At 36.7% G+C, this 20,457-nt stretch carries 23 protein-coding genes and 1 pseudogene; 11 read left to right on the top strand and 13 right to left on the bottom strand.

The genetic code is table 11. The features are described from left to right. Nucleotides 1–46 precede the first annotated feature (46 nt). Both PPBDW_RS15810 and PPBDW_RS15805 read right to left on the bottom strand, forming a co-directional pair. Nucleotides 47–658, bottom strand: a complete 612-nt coding sequence (locus tag PPBDW_RS15810; RefSeq protein ID WP_036790181.1) for an outer membrane beta-barrel protein — start codon at nucleotides 656–658, stop codon at nucleotides 47–49. A gap of 290 nt (nucleotides 659–948) precedes the next feature. Further along, the gene (locus PPBDW_RS15805) at nucleotides 949–1,296 is read right to left on the bottom strand and encodes a hypothetical protein (protein ID WP_036790179.1); all 348 of its coding nucleotides are present in this window, start codon (nucleotides 1,294–1,296) and stop codon (nucleotides 949–951) included. A 592-nt stretch (nucleotides 1,297–1,888) separates the two neighbouring features. Here PPBDW_RS15805 and PPBDW_RS15800 point away from each other — a divergent pair. Beyond that, nucleotides 1,889–2,059: a hypothetical protein gene (locus PPBDW_RS15800; protein WP_155395114.1), complete on the top strand. Its 171-nt coding sequence runs from the start codon at nucleotides 1,889–1,891 to the stop codon at nucleotides 2,057–2,059. A 271-nt stretch (nucleotides 2,060–2,330) separates the two neighbouring features. Here PPBDW_RS15800 and PPBDW_RS15795 read toward each other — a convergent pair. Beyond that, nucleotides 2,331–2,666, bottom strand: a pseudogene (locus PPBDW_RS15795) (DUF6559 family protein). A 233-nt stretch (nucleotides 2,667–2,899) separates the two neighbouring features. On the opposite strand from PPBDW_RS15795, the gene PPBDW_RS15790 reads away from it, so the two are divergent. The 8 genes from PPBDW_RS15790 (at nucleotide 2,900) to PPBDW_RS15755 (ending at nucleotide 8,744) form a co-directional block, all read left to right on the top strand. Next, entirely contained in the window at nucleotides 2,900–3,265 is a 366-nt protein-coding gene (locus PPBDW_RS15790; protein ID WP_036790176.1) for a hypothetical protein, read from the top strand. 25 nt (nucleotides 3,266–3,290) lie between these two features. Next, the gene (locus tag PPBDW_RS15785; protein WP_036790175.1) at nucleotides 3,291–3,743 is read left to right on the top strand and encodes a DUF302 domain-containing protein; all 453 of its coding nucleotides are present in this window, start codon (nucleotides 3,291–3,293) and stop codon (nucleotides 3,741–3,743) included. 48 nt (nucleotides 3,744–3,791) lie between these two features. Beyond that, on the top strand, nucleotides 3,792–4,286 hold the full coding sequence (locus PPBDW_RS15780; protein WP_036790173.1) for a COG4315 family predicted lipoprotein: 495 nt from the start codon (nucleotides 3,792–3,794) through the stop codon (nucleotides 4,284–4,286). Nucleotides 4,287–4,544: 258 nt separating this feature from the next. Continuing rightward, nucleotides 4,545–4,805 (top strand): helix-turn-helix domain-containing protein, encoded by a 261-nt coding sequence (locus tag PPBDW_RS15775; protein ID WP_036790171.1) that lies wholly within the window; start codon nucleotides 4,545–4,547, stop codon nucleotides 4,803–4,805. Between the two features lie 2 nt (nucleotides 4,806–4,807). Beyond that, nucleotides 4,808–6,115, top strand: coding sequence for a type II toxin-antitoxin system HipA family toxin (locus PPBDW_RS15770; RefSeq protein WP_036790169.1), 1,308 nt, complete (start codon nucleotides 4,808–4,810; stop codon nucleotides 6,113–6,115). A 207-nt stretch (nucleotides 6,116–6,322) separates the two neighbouring features. Continuing rightward, on the top strand, nucleotides 6,323–6,880 hold the full coding sequence (locus PPBDW_RS15765) for a sugar O-acetyltransferase (protein WP_036790167.1): 558 nt from the start codon (nucleotides 6,323–6,325) through the stop codon (nucleotides 6,878–6,880). A gap of 371 nt (nucleotides 6,881–7,251) precedes the next feature. Then, nucleotides 7,252–7,620, top strand: a complete 369-nt coding sequence (locus tag PPBDW_RS22920; RefSeq protein WP_036790165.1) for a DUF3653 domain-containing protein — start codon at nucleotides 7,252–7,254, stop codon at nucleotides 7,618–7,620. 128 nt (nucleotides 7,621–7,748) lie between these two features. Beyond that, a complete protein-coding gene (locus PPBDW_RS15755) occupies nucleotides 7,749–8,744 on the top strand; it encodes a DUF4238 domain-containing protein (protein ID WP_036790163.1) in 996 nt (331 codons plus the stop codon). Nucleotides 8,745–8,863: 119 nt separating this feature from the next. On the opposite strand, the gene PPBDW_RS15750 is transcribed toward PPBDW_RS15755, so the two are convergent. Then, nucleotides 8,864–9,634 carry an FRG domain-containing protein gene (locus tag PPBDW_RS15750; RefSeq protein ID WP_036790161.1) on the bottom strand — a complete coding sequence of 257 codons (771 nt, stop codon included), beginning with the start codon at nucleotides 9,632–9,634 and terminating at the stop codon, nucleotides 8,864–8,866. Nucleotides 9,635–9,910: 276 nt separating this feature from the next. After that, on the bottom strand, nucleotides 9,911–10,684 hold the full coding sequence (locus PPBDW_RS15745) for a nuclease-related domain-containing protein (RefSeq protein WP_036790159.1): 774 nt from the start codon (nucleotides 10,682–10,684) through the stop codon (nucleotides 9,911–9,913). A 296-nt stretch (nucleotides 10,685–10,980) separates the two neighbouring features. On the opposite strand from PPBDW_RS15745, the gene PPBDW_RS15740 reads away from it, so the two are divergent. Then, a complete protein-coding gene (locus tag PPBDW_RS15740; RefSeq protein ID WP_036790156.1) occupies nucleotides 10,981–11,361 on the top strand; it encodes a DUF3653 domain-containing protein in 381 nt (126 codons plus the stop codon). A gap of 139 nt (nucleotides 11,362–11,500) precedes the next feature. On the opposite strand, the gene PPBDW_RS15735 is transcribed toward PPBDW_RS15740, so the two are convergent. The 8 genes from PPBDW_RS15735 to PPBDW_RS15700 all read right to left on the bottom strand — a co-directional run bounded on the left by PPBDW_RS15735 (nucleotide 11,501) and on the right by PPBDW_RS15700 (nucleotide 19,877). Beyond that, on the bottom strand, nucleotides 11,501–12,196 hold the full coding sequence (locus PPBDW_RS15735) for a hypothetical protein (protein WP_156312904.1): 696 nt from the start codon (nucleotides 12,194–12,196) through the stop codon (nucleotides 11,501–11,503). 474 nt (nucleotides 12,197–12,670) lie between these two features. Beyond that, the gene (locus PPBDW_RS15730; RefSeq protein WP_036790152.1) at nucleotides 12,671–13,930 is read right to left on the bottom strand and encodes a secretin N-terminal domain-containing protein; all 1,260 of its coding nucleotides are present in this window, start codon (nucleotides 13,928–13,930) and stop codon (nucleotides 12,671–12,673) included. A gap of 4 nt (nucleotides 13,931–13,934) precedes the next feature. Continuing rightward, nucleotides 13,935–14,987, bottom strand: coding sequence for a zonular occludens toxin domain-containing protein (locus PPBDW_RS15725; RefSeq protein ID WP_036790150.1), 1,053 nt, complete (start codon nucleotides 14,985–14,987; stop codon nucleotides 13,935–13,937). 13 nt (nucleotides 14,988–15,000) lie between these two features. Then, a complete protein-coding gene (locus tag PPBDW_RS15720) occupies nucleotides 15,001–15,372 on the bottom strand; it encodes a DUF5455 family protein (protein WP_036790148.1) in 372 nt (123 codons plus the stop codon). Then, nucleotides 15,372–16,913: a hypothetical protein gene (locus PPBDW_RS15715; protein WP_054262127.1), complete on the bottom strand. Its 1,542-nt coding sequence runs from the start codon at nucleotides 16,911–16,913 to the stop codon at nucleotides 15,372–15,374. Before PPBDW_RS15715 ends, PPBDW_RS15720 begins: the two co-directional genes overlap by 1 nt. A 68-nt stretch (nucleotides 16,914–16,981) precedes the next feature. Further along, entirely contained in the window at nucleotides 16,982–17,227 is a 246-nt protein-coding gene (locus PPBDW_RS15710) for a major coat protein (protein ID WP_054262126.1), read from the bottom strand. A 238-nt stretch (nucleotides 17,228–17,465) separates the two neighbouring features. Beyond that, a complete protein-coding gene (locus PPBDW_RS15705; protein WP_036790139.1) occupies nucleotides 17,466–17,783 on the bottom strand; it encodes a hypothetical protein in 318 nt (105 codons plus the stop codon). 30 nt (nucleotides 17,784–17,813) lie between these two features. Further along, the gene (locus PPBDW_RS15700) at nucleotides 17,814–19,877 is read right to left on the bottom strand and encodes a replication endonuclease (protein ID WP_054262125.1); all 2,064 of its coding nucleotides are present in this window, start codon (nucleotides 19,875–19,877) and stop codon (nucleotides 17,814–17,816) included. A gap of 109 nt (nucleotides 19,878–19,986) precedes the next feature. On the opposite strand from PPBDW_RS15700, the gene PPBDW_RS15695 reads away from it, so the two are divergent. Next, nucleotides 19,987–20,355 (top strand): DUF3693 domain-containing protein, encoded by a 369-nt coding sequence (locus PPBDW_RS15695; RefSeq protein WP_036790136.1) that lies wholly within the window; start codon nucleotides 19,987–19,989, stop codon nucleotides 20,353–20,355. Nucleotides 20,356–20,457: the final 102 nt, after the last annotated feature.

Genomic DNA, 20,457 nt, shown 5'->3' with positions numbered 1-20,457 from the left:
GATTTTTTACACTTTTTAGTGCGTAAAATTAACCTAGCATTGAAAGCTACGTATCAAATCGATAGTTAATAATACCCATAACTGATTTATTTTTGAGACTATAATTCTGTTCACCTAGTCCCCATAAATGATTATCTAATTGACTATATTCAATCCCTATAGCCCAGTTACTGGTACTTTGCCACTTCAATCCAAGCCCCCATGAATCAATTGCACCATCATCTCTCATACTGCCATTTGAATAAGTAATATCAGATTGAGCCCAGCCAAGACCTAATTTAAAGTACACACTTAAACCATCATGGTAACGTATATAATTTTTCCCTAAATACTTAGGTGTTAGTGCAACAATACGATATGAGATTATAGGGGATATAATGAGTGAGGAATGATTACTATCAAATTTTCCATATAATTGATTTTCAAAACGATCTAAGCTCAAATTTATGCCTAAGCTGATATTTTGATAGATATTATGTAACCAAGTAAACTCAAGCCCGTAATCAACACCTGAACCGGATTTAGAGCCCTTATAGCTATTGAAATCAACGTTACTGATACCGACTTTAGCACCGACAAAAATATCATCTTTCTCTTGCGCAGAGACGTTTAAGCTAATCAATAGAAGAGAAGTAACTAAGCCATTTACTAATTTCATTTATCTAGTCCTTTAGCCAACAAATCTTGCTCTAAATGTTCAAGAAAACCTGATCATATTTATTGATTAGCGTTGAATTCAGATTAAATGACATGATTAGTAAAAACAGATCACCAATATCCGTTAAAATAAACTGATATTGATAATCTTAAAATACATCTAATGTCAGTCACACTGAAGACATCCTTGAGTACACAATTTTCTTTGACGTAAATTAACCTATAGCCCTAGCGCTATTTTAAATGTAGATGCATAAGCCATATTTGTCATGGCAGGGGGGATTATTGCTTTTAATGCTGAGCTAATTTTTGCGCCCATTTACCATTATGAGTAGTGACACAGGCTTGTTCGCTATCAAATAGGACTTGTTTATCTACATTTTTTATTACCACATTAATATCAGCTAAATGTTGTTTGATTAATTGCCTTAACAGCCTGCCATAATCACCTTGTCGTAAATTAGCTAATTGTTCATCAGTGTTAAAGATACAAATAATTTTGAGACTGTTTGGAAAATTATCGTAATTCACACAGTGAGTTAACCATTGAAATCCCTCAAATGAAAGTTGTGCATGATCACATACGAGGGTTAAGGCATCACGAATCGCATTATCAATTTTCTTATCTGTTTTCCGCATTTGCGCTCCTGTTTTAATATCTAAATTAACAATAGCATTTAATGTTGAATTTTAAGACTACTTTGGTTTTATTTATGATAGTTAATTGTTGATTCTTTTAATGTATTTAAAACAAATTAGCCGTTTGGGATTGCAAGTATATCGTTCAGGTTATTCAGAATAATATATTTCCATAACTGAAATTTTTGAACCTCCTGATGCATTGCGTGTATCTTTGTCAGAGGTCACGATGGTATATAATTGAGTTTCACAGATGAAAAGGGAGCTAAAATACGTCATCAAAACCAAGTATTAATACAATATATTGATCTTTCTGCATTTATAGCGCTATATACTACGTTGTAAATGTAACAAGTTATACGTACAATGAAAAAACAACTAGGATTATGTAAGATCTGCCTGTTATCTGCTGCTATAGTCATATCATAGTCGCAATAGTAAGAAAATAAGGCATAATATAATGGCATATGAGTATTTACTTGAAGTGACGCAACGAATTACGTCATTTTTTAATAAATTATATGCATCTTATGTGATTTTATAATAAGCTTATTGAGTAAATACCTTAACTTTTTTGGAGCATCATTTATTAATGAGTAGTAATCGCAAAAACCAGAATCAATTAGCAACACTTACAAAGAAGCTATCTAAGCTACAAACTATGTCTAAATCGACTAGAGATGGCGCAAGTAAGGCTCGTTACACTGCTGAAATTGCGAAAATTGAAGTAGAGCTTAGTAAGCTTCAACAAACGGCCGAATAGAATCTTTCTATCTACGACGTTTGACCTACTACTATTTCTATAATAGTAGTAGGTTAGTCATCTATGTCATTACCACTATTGTTTCTCACACATACTCATCACAAGCTGCATTTTTCCTAAAATCCATACTGGCATTTCATCTTTATTATTCAACATAGATCAAAACCATCTTCATCATTGTTACTATTATTTATCCCCTATAGCAGATAAATTGTAATTATCCTCTGTAAGGGATAGAGTATGGTTAAATGTAAAGTAACGACAGTTAGCGTTAATAGCGGCTTCCCATTCCAAAGCGATTCGACAATCATCATCTATACGACCGCCTTTCCATCCACCTAACGCGAGTAGGTTAAGCACATCTTGTCCGATGTAATCATTGCCGTCAAAGAAATCATGCGACACACCATGACGTATGGATTTCAGAGTTGGAGTTTGCTCGATATTCATATCTTGCGGATCAGCATACAAAGCCACAGCAATTTGATATTGCCGCGTACTAAACTCACTAGTACTAGAAATCTCGGCTGCCATAGCCTTTTATCAACCTTGCTGAAAGCAACTTAATAACCTTTTTAATGCGGCGACGTTGAATAACTCTAAGCAAAGTGATCTCCTTCATAAAACCAATTAATGAGCTGTCATGTTACTGAAAATAGTATAGATCGTATAATCATTTCAGCACAGCATCAATAGTGACCCTGTAACAAATAGGCCAGCAATATCTCAAAGCCAACCATAGTGCAAAATAACGCCCCTAAAAAATTATTCTCATAACAGTGAAATTTTTCTTTTAGTTCGATGTTCTATTACTTTGAGAATTGGCACATAGGGATCAATATGCTTAGAAATATCACAATAGCTTTAGGGGCAGGGTTTATTGGCAGTATCGCCAATGTACTCGCTATTTATCTCATCAACCCATTACAAGGATTGTCCCAACCCGATCATATTTTTATCTATAAACAAGTCTTTTGGGGCGGGCTATGGGCACTGCTTTATTGTTTGCCTTTTTTAAAACAGAGGTGGTTTATCAAAGGTATTGCAGTGGGCTTTATCGCAAGTTTATGTACTTTCTTTGTCTTTCAAACAATTCCTGTCACGCCAATTAATATCATAAAAGCGTTGATGGTTAATATTGTTGCATGGGGAGGATGCTCATCGTTCTTTTTTTATAAAGCAACAACGTCAGACAATACGTTATAACCACATGATTTTGATAGGTATAAAAATGAAGAAAATTATCATCATTGGCGCGATTTCACTATTCACCTCATTTTTTGCAAATGCATCTGATGGTGTAGTCAAGCATCAAAGTAAATACTCAGTCGAGGAAACCGCCAATCGTTTTGAGCAATTAGCCATCAATAAAGGAATGACCATCTTTACGAGGATCGACCATGCACAAAATGCGCGTAATATAAATTTAGAATTGCGACCCACAGAAGTCATTATCTTCGGCAACCCTAAAATTGGCACCCGTTTAATGCAATGTAGCCAGAATAGTGCCATCGATTTACCACAAAAGGTATTAATCAGTAAAGATGCGGCTAATAAAGTCTGGCTATCATATAACGATCCTCATTATCTAATAAACCGTCATCACATAGAGGGTTGTGATGATGTTGCGAATAAAATCTCAAACGTATTAAACAAACTATCACAAGATGCAACATCAAATTAGACCATCTATTTCACATACAACGAGTTAATCCTAACAATGGTAGCCATTATGAAAAAAACATTAATTCATACATCATTACTCTTATTATCTATATCTTCTAATGCCTTTGCTCATGATTTAGAGTACCCAACTGAACCGGCGTTTAAAATGACACCAAAAGGAAACCTTCTGGTTGGTAAAGACGATTTGGCGCTTTACACGTTCAAAAAAGACGTTAATTCACCCATTCCACCTAAATGTACCAGCATGAAAGATAAAGGTCCTCTAGGGTCATGTTTAGCGAGATGGCCAGCTGCAATCGTCACTATGAAAGAAATGAAAAACTTGATCTTACAAGATCCAAAATTTGGTGCGGTATACAATAATGAACTCAATAAGTTGCAACTAACGTACTCAGGCCTTCCGGCTTACTATTGGTTTAAAGATACCGAGAAAAACAATTTTACCGGTGATGGTGTCGGTAATGCTTGGTCATTAATTTTAAAAGACATACCACCAACAATGTTTAATGGTTTAGCGGCAAATACAACTGAACCTAACTAAGTAGAACCAATATCAATACCGTCCATTGTGGCGGTATTTTTGTATTAGGTTAAGGGAGTAGGGAAGTCACGAATTTAAAGTTTAACAAAGCTATATTTTAAGCCACCTAATACGGTATTACAGTGGGATAAAGGTAAGATAATACCACCTATATGCTTGCCGAGATTTATCCCTTATAGCGTATAATTTGCAAATATCCTCTACAAGGGATAATATTAAAATATCCCTTACGAAGGATAATTTAAGTGTGGTGATGAAATGCAAATAACATCGGCAAAAATGCTAGCGAATGCAGTAAGAGATCAACGTAAAGCACAAAACATAACTCAAAGTGATACCGCCAAATTAGTTGGTATAAAACAAACGACCGTATCAGCATTCGAAAATACGCCAGAAGGCACTAAACTTGATACGCTATTTAAATTATTGGCGGCATTAGATCTCGAATTGCATGTTCAGCCTCGTAATAGTACCGCAGAGACACAGAGTAGCAATCAACAGTGGAATGAGGAATGGTAACTATGGAAAGGTTATCCGTCGCAATGAATGGGATTTTAGTTGGTACATTAGCAAAAGCATCATCAGGTGCTATATCCTTTCAATACCATTCAACATGGCTTGCTCGTGCAGGATCGCGTGCGATTTCACTTTCAATGCCATTACGTCAGGATCCCTATCATGGCGACATTCCCTATAACTTTTTTGATAATTTATTACCTGATAACGAAGAGATCCGCAGTCGTATTCAATCTCGTTTTAAAGCCACCACCAAACGTCCTTTTGATCTTCTTAGTAAAATTGGAGGCGATTGTGTTGGCGCAATTCAGCTATATTCACCAGATGTAATATTAGAAGATGTAAGACAAGTACATGCAGAACAATTAACTGATACCCGTATGGCACAAGTGTTACGAGGATATCAAAGTGACGCACCATTAGGTATGTTAGAGGATATGGATGATTTTCGAATCTCCATCGCCGGTGCGCAAGAGAAGACCGGCTTATTGTGGTATCAAAATCAATGGCATTTACCGCTAGGATCGACACCAACCAGCCATATACTTAAACTGCCAATAGGGATATTGCCACATAAAAATATCGATTTAAGTGATAGCTGTGAAAACGAATGGCTATGTTTGAAAATTGCGGCTGCTTATGGTTTTAGCGTTAATGAAGCTAACATTATTTATGTCGAAGATATTAAAGCGTTAGCACTCAAACGTTTTGATCGCCGCTGGTCACAAGACGGCAATTGGCTCATGCGACTACCACAAGAAGACATGTGCCAAGCATTAGGTGTTGCACCAGCATTAAAATATGAATCTGATGGTGGCCCTGGCATCTCTAACATCATGCAATTTCTACTGGGTTCACGAACATCAAGCCATGATCGTGACGTGTTTTTTAAAGCCCAAATTCTGTTTTGGCTCTTAGCTGCCATTGATGGCCATGGAAAAAACTTCAGCTTGTTCCTAGAGCCAGAAAGCCGTTACAGCATGACGCCATTATATGACATTATTTCAGCTTATCCTTTAATGGATTCAAAAAGCATTCCCAAACAAAAAGCAAAAATGGCGATGGCACTCATCGGCACTAAGAAATATTACAAATGGCAAGCTATTCAACCACGGCACTTTTTAAGCACAGCTAAAGCTATTGGGTTTTCAGAACAACGAGCCAGTGAGTTAATGGCAGAAATGAAAAGCCAAACACCAACCGTCATCAATACAGTACGTCAGCAATTACCGAAAGACTTTCCTGATTATATTAGCGAATCGATATTTAATGGGGTGCTAAAGCAAGCTGGGCGTTTACCTGAATCGTCATGAAGTTGATTATGACGTCTAGAATCGGAACCTCATACCATAGATGTATGAGATAATAATGATCAAAATAGTCGTTATAACCAGAATAAATATAAAAAACTTAGTATCATGCTGAAGTGTTTTATTACTTTTAACTGATGAAAAATAAATAGCTAACGCAGTGAGTAATAAAACACCGCATCAATAACATATATTAAGTTGAGAGATAACATGACCGAATTCGAAAAGATGCTTGCAGGTAAAGACTTTGACTGCGGCTCAGACATTATTAACCATATTCGTCAAAATGCTTCGAACTTATTGCAGGCCATAAACCAAAGTACAGATGACTCTCAACGTATTGAGCTGTTTCAACAGTTGATGGAAAAGATGCCAGCTTCGAGTATAGTCCGTTCTCCATTTTATTGTGAGTTCGGTAAAACGATCTCGATTGGAGAAAAGACCTTCATCAATATGAACGTGACGATGTTGGATGGGGCTAAAATTATTATTGGTAATAACGTGATGATTGGCCCTAACACGCAGCTTTACTGTGCTAGCCATGACTTAAACTATCTCAACCGTCGTAACTGGGAAACCATTAACGATCCTATTATTATTGAGGATGATGTGTGGATTGGTGGCAATGTTGTGATCAACAAAGGTGTAACCATTGGTGCACGATCTGTGATTGCGGCTAACTCGGTTGTTAATACAGATGTCCCACCTGATTCACTATATGGCGGAACTCCTGCTAAGTTACTCAGAATTATTCATGAGAACCAATAAGCTGTTGGAATTTTCCAAAGAGCTTATGCAATAGCCACGTAACACAATAGGGTAGAAACATCTAATATCCATCCTATGTACTTCGATACCAAGACCGCCCTAATGGACGGTCTTTTTCGTTATATGGCTAGCATATCCAATTGTGAATATTTTAACTATATATAAAGATCAACCAGATAAAACTGAAAATATAGGCTGACATAATGGACAAATTAATTATCCAGAGTTACTAAGCTTACGCCTTGGTTTTACAACCTTTTTAAGCCCTTTCATTATATTTCTCTCAGTGCGCATTATGACAGTAGAAGTTAAATAATGCGTGATTGAAAAACTGTTTTTTCTCACGCTAAAGCCAAGAAAATTAATAGTTTATGAAAGAAATGACACCCAATGTATATTTCCGCATGTATATTTGCGGATTAACCGTAGAAAAGACCGCTGAACTTTGCTTCAAAAGTGTGAGCACCGTCACGAAGTGGGATAGAGGTAGAACCATTCCTCCTATTTGTAAAAGGCTAATGAAGCTTTACGCAAATAGGAGACTGGACGCTGTTAGCAAAGAATGGCGAGGATGGATGTTTAATAAAGGCGAGCTAATTACACCCAATGGGTGGAGTTTAACCCCTAATCAAATATTCATGGGTAATGCTTTAATAGAGATTGGTACAGATAACGATAGGGCACTAAGAGCTGAAATAATGAGGGTTGCAAGGCTAATTAAGAATGTACCTTCACACTAAGCCGATACTTGTGATAAAAACCACCTATCTTGGCGATAATGTAACAGTAACTTTCACCCATTTTTTATGCTCTAAGAGTGTTTTTCTGTTACCGTATCTCACCATTAAACTCTTTTATATGGTTCTTTATGGATATCATCAGTAAGAATACACCAAAAAAACAGCATTACGTCCCTCAGTTTTTATTAAAAAACTTCTCTATTAATGATACAGAGCAACTGTATACGTATGATAAATTGAAAAATGTTTCTTATAAAACATCAGTTAAAGATAGTGCTTGTGAAAACGGATTTTATAATATAAATCTAAATGATCAATGTCTCACCTATGAACATAAATTATCAAAATTAGAGGGAGTATCTAGTGAGATCATTAAATCTATTATTGATACTGAGTCCCTAGAAAAATTAGATGAACCTGAGGACGATCATATAATTCTTTGTTTTTTTGTCTCTAACCTTTTACTTAGGGTAAAGAAACAGCGTGAATTATCGCAACAGCTTAATACTTCTATTTGTACCTTTATTAAAGGACTTGGATACAATCCTAATGACTTTTCTAATTTCAAGGAACTTAACGAAGAAGAAATAAAATCAAATCATGTGTCAAGTTTAAGTAACCAAATTGTTAATGCTGCCAATACATTTGCTGGTAAACCTATTCGTCTTTTAAAAGCACCAAATAATATAGAATTTATAATAAGTGATAATCCCGTAGTTATGTATGCACATAAAAAAAACAGATTCAAATCAAAGGGGTATTCTGTTGATAATGTGGAGATTTTTTTACCTATATCAAAAAAATTATGTTTATCTTTTATGTGTCCAAAACTTACAGAAGAAATATTAGAAAAATATACTTTTATTCAAAATAATAAGCACATATATACAGAATTAAATAATTATGATACAGATAGTACCTTACGATTACTTGAATCAATAAGCAGTGGTAAAGCACTACAAATTAGTGAAGCGGAAATCAGATTCATTAACTCATTACAAATAGTAGATTCATATAGTCGTATTTATCAATCAACTGATAATTTTAATCATGCAAAAGAAATTATGTATAAAAATCCCAATTTAAAAAATAATATTCTTGTAAATAATAATCTTCCTGATTAATCGAACTCATAAAAATGTTTGCAGTCGATTGACTAACTTTTATAAAACATATATGTAATAACGTCATAAAAGCAAAGGCCGTTAAAACGGCCTCTTAAAACGATTTAATATAATAATTATTACCAATCAGTACGATTGCGAAATTCATCTCTCTGTTTTTGTAAATATGGCTCAATCATTAGCTCATAATTTGTATGTTCAGACGAACCATAAAGATCTGGAAACAAAGATAACTGATTAATATTCATATTATTTAACGCTGATAATGCTTGTTGTTTGATAGAGCTTGGGAAAGTTATTTTATACATTGTAACCCAGTCAAATTCAGTGCTACTTTTTATCCAATTATACAAATTAATATGTGTTGGTATATGAATGAAAAGTCCTCTTTGATTTACTAGACGATCGTTATAGTTAGTTAATGGATTAACTAAATGGACATTTTTTTGATTACCACTTTTTTCTTTTCTTATTGTAGAAATATCTGTTTCCCAAATAGCATATAAAGCTCCATTTTCGCCATCCTTACAATTCTGTAATGCAAAAAACAAAGCTACATATGGAGATCGACTCCAATCTAGTAAAGTTGTATAAAGACCAAAATGTTGTCCGAGAGACCATAACTCATCATCAGAAGCCGAGTTTAAATTCAAATTAACTCTGCCTCTTATATTTTCTTTAAATTTATTCAAGTGAACTTCAGTAATTTCTCTATGCTCATTTTTGCTATAACCAGCACTCTCTAATGCTCTTGATAATGTAGGTTCCAGTTTCCAATTCTCATTTGCCTGCCCCCTAAATATATAGTTATTAAAATGTGTGAAATTATCATTGATTCGAAATGATAAATCATCCCAGTTATCTATATGTTCCTCTACAATCATTGCCATAATCTATACCTAATTTATATATTCAAACTCATCGATTAATAGCAAAAAATGGAAAATCGTTTATCCGTATTATTACCATTAACAATATTCATATTTAACGCACCATGTGATTTTATCTCAAGTAAAAACAGGAGAGTAAGCCTCGTTTTGGTACATTTCCTACGCCGATATTAACAATAAAACGCTGTTAACAGTTTGTTGAGTGTGTTACCAAAAGTTTCTAATACGCATATCGTATAATTGCATATCAAAAGCGCTAAAATACTAACTTTCACATTAGTTTAATTGCTCAACTGTCCTACACTTGGGGAACGAAGAACAACCCCAAAACTGTTTGCCTTTATTCTCACCACGCTTTGTTTCACGCATTAACATTGCAGAACCACAACGAGGGCATAGTTTTATAGACTCTTTATCAGCAACTATTTTTCGTACATGCTTACGGTGCTTTAGGTTTGTAGCTATCCCACGTTTTAACTTAATCTGATTCAGTGATTCTATTAAACGAGAATATTCATCATCAGAAAATACAACCTCATCAAATTGCTGTATGTAACGGATACAGCCACGTGCATAAGTTACGTTTGGTGGCATCTCTGTTTTGAAAGTACTCTCACCAATGAAAACAATGACTGAGTGCAGTTGTTCACCGCTACAATCTAGCAGGGACTCTAGAGTTTTAACGTGTTTGTAATTTTGATGTAGTGGGTTTTGAAACTTAGATGTATGACGATAAATCTTTTGCGTCCATTGCTTTTGACGAGCGGAACCAAAGATCCAGCCTTTCATATTTTTTGTTTCAACGACAAAGATACCAAACTTAGAAACAACGACATGATCAATTTGTGTCGTACCATCTTCGGTAGGCAAGGTAACGTCTTTAATTAGGGTGTAATCAGATTTTGGTAGCTTGAGTAAAAGGTGGTTTACAAGAAACTCGCCGAATACACCTTTAAACCAACGACTCTTGAAGATGTTAAGAATAATTAGTAACGGTACTACATACCAAAATTGCTCAAGTGCCTTAAATAATACATCCCAAATATCCACGACTATTTCCTATTAAACTAACAATGGCTAAATGCCCGAAGTCTTCTGCTAGATAGCAGTCCACTAGAAGTGGCGTATTTTATTTATTACTCAATGAAACACATATAAGAAAGAACTTGTTTCGAGATCAATCTCTATAAATGAAATTTTCTGAATACCATTGAGTGTTTAGGTATGCATACAGAATCAGCAAAGTACTTAATAATTGATTAAACCGTCAGTAAAAGCAAAAAGTCGCAATTATTATACACATGGGGAATTTAGGAGAATGGTAATATTCTTTCTTTAGTTTAGAAATGAATAATACCAATAATAAACAACGCATTACTGAAAATGAGATCTTTAGATTTTATACTTGCAACCTAACTGTTGAAATGACAGCAAAGCTCTGCTTTAAAACACCTAAGACCGTCTTACAGTGGGATAAAGGCAAAACCATTCCACCGATATGTAAGCGTTTAATGAGAATGTACGCTTATCGTGAATTATCACCGCTTGATGAAGATTGGCAAGGCTGGAAAATATCCAAAGGAAAACTAATTACTCCTGATGGTTGGCCTTTAACACCAAACAGGATCATTATGGGTAATGCTCTTATAGAAATAGGAGCGGTAGATGAACTACGATTTCAGCGGGAAGTATTGAGAACAGCTCGAATGCTTAAGAAGCTGAAATAAAATTATAGAGCCTACCGTTTAAGGAGGCTCTATATTTAATATCGCTGATTTTATATGCACTAGTTAGAGTTAATTTATATATGAGCGGAGATTACTTCGATCATTATCTTGATAATATAGCGAGGATACTAAATTGATACTATATTCTGTCGAACATATTACCAAAACGGTCATAATCATAACTTCCCTTTTTCCAACTATAACCAGCAAAAATAGGTCTTAAATATATAGAGAAGCTTTTCATACTGTCGTAATCATCTGCTCGCGTATTTACTAATATAGTCGTTATAGTATTAAAGTTATGAAGAAATGTATGAAGCTCTTCATCTTCAATATCAATATTATTTAATAAGTACGAGATCATTTCTTTAAAAGCAATAAACTCTGCCAATATATTTTTAACAATCACTTCATCAGCATTGTTCATGAATACATACCATCGATTCTGATCAGTTTTATCTTTTCCATCGAAGTAAGTCTTGAACTTAGAGGGGATAATTAACGAATTAATCAAATCTGCATCACCACTTTCTCCGCAAGCACTAAGAATGCAAATAACAACTTGTTTACGAAACTGATGGTATTGCATAACAAAGTGTTTTTTAATACGATTTTTACGTTTAGCCTCAGGTATAAATACAACAAGAAAATAGAACCATATACTAATAAGCAGTCCTGAACATAAATTGAACAATATTGTATTTCCAAGAGTGAATTGCCTAAAGGCTAACTCAAAAAATTCCCCACTAATAATTAATGGCTCATCACTAGTTTTAAATACTAAAAAGAAACACATAACACTTGTGATAACTAATATTATATTTAATCGATTCAATTGATGTATTTCTCCAAAATCTAAGAACTATACCTCTATGTATACAAAGCATTATGTGGTACTTAATGATTTATATAAGAAAGAAATACCTTAACCTAACAATATGTTTATATCCACGACTACGTGATTCAATCTATACTAAAAAGAGTAATCTCGTTTTGGTAGATTATCTACATTGATACAAATGATAAATAATTGTTACATTATTTGATTTGAATTTAACAGGGCGCTTAAAGTGATAACAACAAGTAAAGGAATGGGTGAACTCGATAGCGGTTGGAATCTAATTAAACATTCAATTTCCAATTATTTACATGTAAGCAAAAAACTATTTAAAATAATAATGATTTTAAATAAACGTCATGTGGATAACAAAAAAGCGCGTTATCCACAATCCTAATGGAGTGGAGAACGCGCTTTTAGTTTAGGCCTCCGGCCATCAAAGTTTTCTTTTTTTGTTTTTTAAAGCAAAAGCTAGATGATGCTAACCTTTATCAATACCGATAACTGATTATTGATCTCTCTGTCTGATGTAGAGCCAAAGAGCGAGCCTATTAGTGGTATGTCTTTTAAAATCGGTACTCCAGTATCGTTATTTCTGGATTCCTCACCAACCAAACCACCAAGTATGATTGATTGGCCATCTTTGGCTTGAATCACTGTTTGTATCTGGCGATTATTAGTGATGATGTCACTCGCTATATCACTATTACTAACGCTGCTTGATGTTTGGTTAATGTTCATTAGTACCGTATCACCGATAATATGTGGTGTTACTCGCAATGATACACCTACATTTTGACGCTCGATTTTTTGGATCGTATTACCGCCATCCGTTACTTCAGTAGAAACCAAAAAGGGCACGTTCTGACCAACGGTGATATAACCTTGTTCGCGGTCAGTAATCAACAAATGCGGTTTACTCAGTAACTTAGTTTTACTGTTAGTCGATATAGCATTAATCAGGCCGTCGATGTCACCACCTTTAAAAATGATACTACCGCCAGTAAGAATACTTTCTGCTGGTTTAGTGATCACCGAGAAACCAAAATCGCCCAACATAGCGTTAAGGTTTACGCCAACTTCCTTACCATCATTAATCTGCGACTCGATAACCACCGCTTGGATGAATATCTGCTTTCGACGTACATCAATACGCTGTATCAGGTTGTCTATCTGGACAATCTGCGAGGGTGACCCTGTAACGATTAAACTATTAGCGTGAGGCAACGTGATAATGCTGTACGCTGTTTGTGTCTCACCAGTGTTGGCACTGTAGTTATCCAATAAGGTTTGAATAATAGGGCTGACACTCTTATTGTCGATATACAACAAATCATAAAACTTGGTCTTTGGTGGTACGACATTGATGTTTCTTACAACAACTTCAGTTTGACCAGGCATTAATACATCTTGGCCTAAGACTTGTGGTAATGGATCACCGGCGCGCAACAATGAGACTTTGAAAATATTGCCGTTCTGCTCTAATCGAAAGCCATTACTTGCCAACACGGTTTCAATAAAAGGGAAGAAGTCATTAGCATCAAGCGAGGGAGCTGAGAACGTCACCGCACCTTTGACCCCCTCAGACACAATCACGTTCTGATTTAATGAGGTACTGAACCATTGCACAAACTCAGTGATTGGCATATTCTGCGCTTCAAAGGCATCAATCTTTTTCGCGTAGGTATTGAAAGAAAAGGAGAGTAACAGAATAACAATAATAGCTTTCATGATCTTACCTACACTTGATTAACGATTCAGATTTTCCATTTGATAGCTTTAACGTACAGGCGTTAATAGCTGTCACCTTAAAGCCAATATCTTTCAATTGAATACTTGATATGTTTGTCCCATCAGAGTTTTGCATCGAATAGGTATAAGGCTGGTTAGGCATCTTGTAATAACCCGTTATTTTATAATTGGCGTATTCAGTCGGGGATATTGTGACTACCTCAGTATCTGGCGCATTAAACTCAAGCCACAGCAATGACAATAAGCAGCCGCCAGCAAAGCAGGTCACTTTCTTAAAACGTTTGAAATATATCTTAGTAATACGCATGATATTCCTAAAGCCATACGTTACGCGGTAACGATAATGTGTATAGTAAGGTGGCAAGTATGAATAGACGCCATGATCATAGTTACTGGTAAATATCTGGGAGGTGTTATAAGCGTTGTAAAGACCAGAGCCAAAACACGTCCATTTATCAACGGTCATTGAATGGCGTTCTGTACCGTATTTCACCACACCAACATGCATCTTTGGTAGCTTCAACCGTTGACCCGTGATCATGCGATACAGTGAGCCGATAAACGGGATCGTCATGCGATCAGTTCGACGACAATAAACCACATGTTCCGCAAACATCACTCGCGCTTGCTTATCTAGCACAGATAAATCTTGAACAATAAAGCCTATATCCCAGCCGCGTTTTCGAGCATGGATGATCCAATCAATCAGCTCCTTACGGCCTTTATCATTCCAATCACGGCTATTAAACCAAGTACCACATTCATCAAGTAACAACAGGCCATTACGTGATTCATCTTTAATACCACGCGCTATTAATGGATTACCTAAACCGATAGCATTCAAATCAAATACACTCGGCTTGTCAGGAACGCGCATCACTCGACAATTCTTAGCCTCATGCCTAACCAGCCAGTGCAACCTCAAATCAATATTGGTGGCCACGATACGATCTTCATTAAGATACTCACGCACCTTAGAGACCGACATAATTGATTTACCACCACCTAATTTTCCTGTTATTACGTAAACAGCCATATCTATGTTCCTATTAGGTATTGCTCATGGTCTGAATTACCCATGCTTTCCATTCCCACACCCAACGGATTAAGCGAGCACTAAATAGCACCGAAGCACAGGCCGTGAAATTAGTAGGGGCTATAATGGCTAATCCAACAGACACTTCTGGCGGCACATAAAACTTGATAGTTAATAACAAGCTTTCAATAGCGGTGTAAGCCAATACTGCCGAGGCAGTGATCATGGAAACAATCACCAAGTTCGTTATTACGCGACGAGTAAAGAACTTGAGGAAGAACGTAAATATTGAGGTCGCAATGGAAAACAATGCAGCAATTAATGCTGGAAATTTTGTAAACCTAGCAATCCCTTGAATAATAACGGGTAACAGTAGTAAGGCCATTAATTAGATTTCCTTGCAGGGTTTGGCACAATGCCAGTAAACAAAATGTTTATTAAAGTCAAAGCGGTATAGACGTAGATAAAGAAGCCAAATATGTCTCTAAACTTCTGAAATTTTGAACATTCAATCGTAAAGTAATCACCAAAGGAGAGATTTTGGCAGGTTGTAGAAATAGGGATCAGTTCATTAGCGAATGCTTTAACCTTATCAAACAGAGCTTCTGTCATTGGTGTTTCAATTAAAGCCGTTGCTATTTTTCCTTCAAGGAAGTTCTGGTATTCATCAAGGTTGGCCTCGACTAGTAAATCTGCAGAGTTAGCCATAGCCGTAAGGTTGCCATAGGTTAAATCGTGCTTATTGGCGTTACGATCTAACTCATTTAATTTATCTATAATATCGTCGTTATTGTTTTTATTATCTGTACTTAATGAACCTAGCATTTCTGATAATTCACTTGATGTAATCGAGCTTGAACTAGAAATAGATTTATCAATATTTGCCAATAGTTCATTGGAGGCTAATAGACTCTCTGTTATTTGCTCTTGATGGGCTGTTTGTAATTTAAGTTCATCGGTATTCTTTACAATTTCAGTTGTAATACGTTCTGAATTACTAATAGCGGTATCATTTAAGTCTTTAGTTAAATCAGCGATATTTGATAGGGCATCATTGGAAACATCAAGCGCAGCAATGCCAACACCCAATAAGCGATTAGACTCTACCGACTGAGAAACTTCATTGGCTGTTTTATTGTTTAAGTCTCTAGTTAAATTAGCAATATTTGATAATGCGTCATTAGAAACATCAAGCGCAGCAATGCCAACACCCAGTAAACGATTAGATTCTACTGAGGTTGATAATGCTTTAGTTTGAACGTTTAAGAGGTCATTAACGGCAGGGCGACTATCAGTAATTGCCCCCGTAATACTTTTGTTATTGTTGTTAATCGCATCAAGCAAACCACTTAAATCAATATCACCTGAGCCATCACCATCAGTGCCACCGCCAGAACCTCCACCATCTCCACCGCCACCTGAACCCCCTCCGTCACCGCCAGTATCACCACATGAACCATCAGCATTAGGTTGTGAACCATCAGGACAAAGATCAGGCTCTGGTTTTGGAGGAGTCACACCGACTAAATCACACGTACTTTCTAAACGTTCAGCCTCACGATTACATTGGCCTGCGAACGTAGCGGTTTGAAATTCCGATGTTTGGGATTCACATGCATTTCTAGCCGCATCATAATCAATCTGATATTGAATGGTGTCACAATAATTCTCAACAGGTGCAGGAGGCGTACCTGACTTAGCAACAAAAAACACACCTTGCCAATTTGAAACCTTACAACCTGAGTTATAACAATTAACAGTAAATGGAGGCTTAAACTTTGCTTTTACAGCTACATCAGTTGTCCAATCGCCAACATTAAAACCATCACCAGCCGCTGCAAATCGATTCTGAGTAACAACCATATTTATTGCAGCAAACACATTGAAAGATAAAGTAGATAACAATAGGAATAATATAATTCGCATACATCACCATTAAAAAAGGCAGCACAAAGGCTGCCAATTAATTAAATAATACTTAATGGGATTAAATATTAAGAAGCAGCTTTCTTTGAAAACTTCTTGAACAGTGAAATACCAATAACTGCGACTGTAATCGAAATAACGATAGGCCAAGCAGCTGTCTCAAATTTTGTTACCAATGCGGCAACTTGAGCAAAAGCAGCGTCAGCACCCGTTGCAGGATCAGCAGCGAAAGCAGATGTAGAACAGACAGCAGAAGCAACTAATAAACCCGCTGCCGTTTTTTTAGATGCTAAGATGTTTTTAATGTTATTCATTTTGTAACTCCATTTTATATCAGTCATTTACAGTCACTTCTGTAAATCGTTTATAGGCATACATGCCATAACCAAGACACCAGCCAATGAAAAAGCAAGTGCCATAGAATAGTAAAAAATCGTTCATTATCTTTGACTGCCGAATATTGCACCAAGGCCAAGACAAACGACGCCTAATCCCCAATACAACGCCTCAGATATAAATTGAAGTTGTTCAGGTGTTAGGTTTTCCATTGAATTAAGCCTTAGTTTCCAGTGTTGGAATGCCTAATAAATGGTAGCCACTGAATGACACGTGCTTGCCACCGTCACCAGCGAATGATCGTTCAACGTGTTGAATTTTAAACTCGACTTTCTTATCAATCAGTTTGACTAAATCACTGCCGCCGCCAAACGCATCCCATAACTCAGGGGATATACGGGCTTCAACCACTTCTGAGGGGTTAAATAGCTGTAATTTCACGATACCCGAATCACGGCTTTCGCCCGTGTTGGTATTGGTGTTGGTTTTCTTTTCAATATCGTCTTTGTCATTTATGCGGGCTAATACAATCATTGGTTTTTCCTTATTTTCAAATTTCGACAGTTATTGACACAAGTCCAAGGATGAAGCGGACAGACCTCCGTCATGGGCTGCGCCCACGAACGAAGGCCATGCCGCTTCATCAAAAGCAAAAGCAGTTATCTCGTCTACACGTTGTAAATATTGTTGGTATTCATTGAATTGCGCATCAGCCAAACGGTGATATTCGTTTTCGCGTTCAAGAACATCGAATACATCAACCACACCAGACATAATGCGTTTAGTGCCACGTAGGAATTTTTCTTTGTTTTCTGTCTTCCAATTACGGACACGAGTTGCTAAGAACGCACCACGAAACAGCACACCAACAACACGCGCAATAGCAGCATCGCCATAACGGGTTGTGGCATTTCGTTCAGTGGTATGTTCTTCTCCCCATTCATCAACGAGCTTGCTCATGATTTGAGGAATGGAGTAAACAGGGGAAACGGTTTGATCTTTACGACGAACAAAGACACCGCCCATCGCATAGCAGAATGCTTGCCAATCAGATGCATCAGCAGCACGACGAACATTTTCTAATGCCATGTGTTCGCCTGTAGATAATGAAGCGATCAAAGGATCATCCTCTTTAATTTCATCACGAACACGGCGCATCTCACGCCATACCGTCACAGATGGTCCACCAATAAATTGAAACTGGCGAATACGATTAACACGCGCCCAAGTAACAACACGTTCTGAAGCTTCAACGCCTGTTAAATCGGATGAAACATCATTATCAATGTGCTTACCGTCGATGTTCTTAGACAAATACTTAGCTACATAACCAACGGCTGAGCCTTTAGACCAATCAATCGTTTCAACGGTAAAACGATGTTTTTGCGCGCCTTTTTCTTCAGGTGAATCTTGCAACGCATAATTTCTGAAAAGATTGGTCACGTCTGAATGTTGGGTTTTGTCCATGAACATCAATAAATGCCAATGTGGACAACCATCAGCATGAGGTTCAGCAACACGTAAGCCATAAATCTTGATGCCAGCTTTATCTAATGCTTTACGGAAACCCGCAAAAACAGCAGACAAATAGGCTTGAGCACCTTGCGTTGTTGGCTTGCCAGCATCTAACCATGCTTGGTTAACATGCGACTTAGACACCGAGTGAAAACGGCTAGGGCAGGTAAGGGTATAGAACATCGCCACATGATCATTGTCTTGTGCAATGGCCTCAAATCCCTTTAAACGTACGAACATTTCAGCACGACGAACAACAGGATTTGATACAGATTTATCCGCTAAGTCTGATAATGTGAACCAGTTATCTTCGTTAACTTCATCATAAGCGACTGTATTTTCTAATATTGCTTTGTTATCCGTATCGCGTTCACGACGACGGCTAACTGAATAATTAGAGCAATATGCTTGTCCATATTTATGAACAATCGCTAAATCACGCGCCACGCGTTCAACTTCAATGGCTGATAATTTACGTAAAGCTCTGCGCCACCAAAGTTCATTGGTTGCACGATTAACTAACGAACGCAGCTCGTTATTTTCTGATTTAGCCTTGATCACTGCCTCAGAAAAATACAAACCGTAGTCAGCTAGTATTGAAGATGCTACTTGAAACGCTTGAGCATCATCTTCAATAACAGCGACAGCTTTCATGACTGCATGGCTTTTAGCTTTGGCAAACGTGACTAACTGATCGTCAGAAAACGTATAACGAAATTCGTTTTTAGTTAGGCGTTCGTTAGCAGCTACCAAAGAACGCATGGCATCAAGCTCACCAATTTTCTTTTTAAGGTTGATATAAGCACGTGACATAACCGGCGCAAATGCACGATGTGGACGAACTAGATTAAGTATGTCCAAACATGGCGCAGCAAAAGACGGCTGAATATTGTCAGAAGTATCAAAAGAATGAATTGGTGTTGCTAATGCCTGACGTTTAAGCAAATCAGCCACGTAAGAATTATTTGGACGTGTATGATCAACATAACCTGGTAGTTTACGGCCATTGTTAATGTCTGGTTTTGTGAATGATGAGCATAGCGTTTGAGCGTGAAGAAAGTTCACGTATTCAAACTGATCTGTTGCTAAATCATGTACTAAGATTCTTTTCATTCTTGCTACCCAGTTGTCATTTTTGACAATCCTAATTGCCATTTATGACAATTACAAGATGCCAAAAATGACAATTTTGGGGCTACAATAGGGAAAAAGGAGAACCGTTATGCACATTAATAAACTGTTAGACGCATACAAAGAAGCTAAAAACTACGTACAAGACAAGCAAATTGCATCTGATTTGGGTATTGATGGTGCAAAACTAAGTAGAATCCGCAAAGGCGAACGCTATCTAACTGAAAATGAAGTTATTTTTCTTGCAGAAGAAACAAAAACTGATATTCATGATGCGTTAATCTATTTGGCCGCTGATAAAGCTAAAACACATAAGGCTAAACAAGCATGGCAAGACATTACAAAAAAGCTTAAAGGTCAAAACTATCAGATATATAGCATAGGTTTGACCGCGTTTGCGTTCAGTATATTCCCTGTTAATGATGTGTTACATGAGTGCGCATTATGTACCTTATGTTAAATAGTCCGTGTGGTAGCGTAACTTCATATAGATTCACCTCTTCTATTCAAATCAATGATATAGGAGATGAGTGTTTTGTGAGCTGAGCACTTGTAAAGTATA

Origin of the sequence: Photobacterium kishitanii, from assembly GCF_000613045.3 — a bacterium.
In the GTDB taxonomy this organism is placed as follows: Bacteria; Pseudomonadota; Gammaproteobacteria; order Enterobacterales; family Vibrionaceae; genus Photobacterium; species Photobacterium kishitanii.
This window is presented reverse-complemented; position numbering and strand designations above follow the sequence as displayed.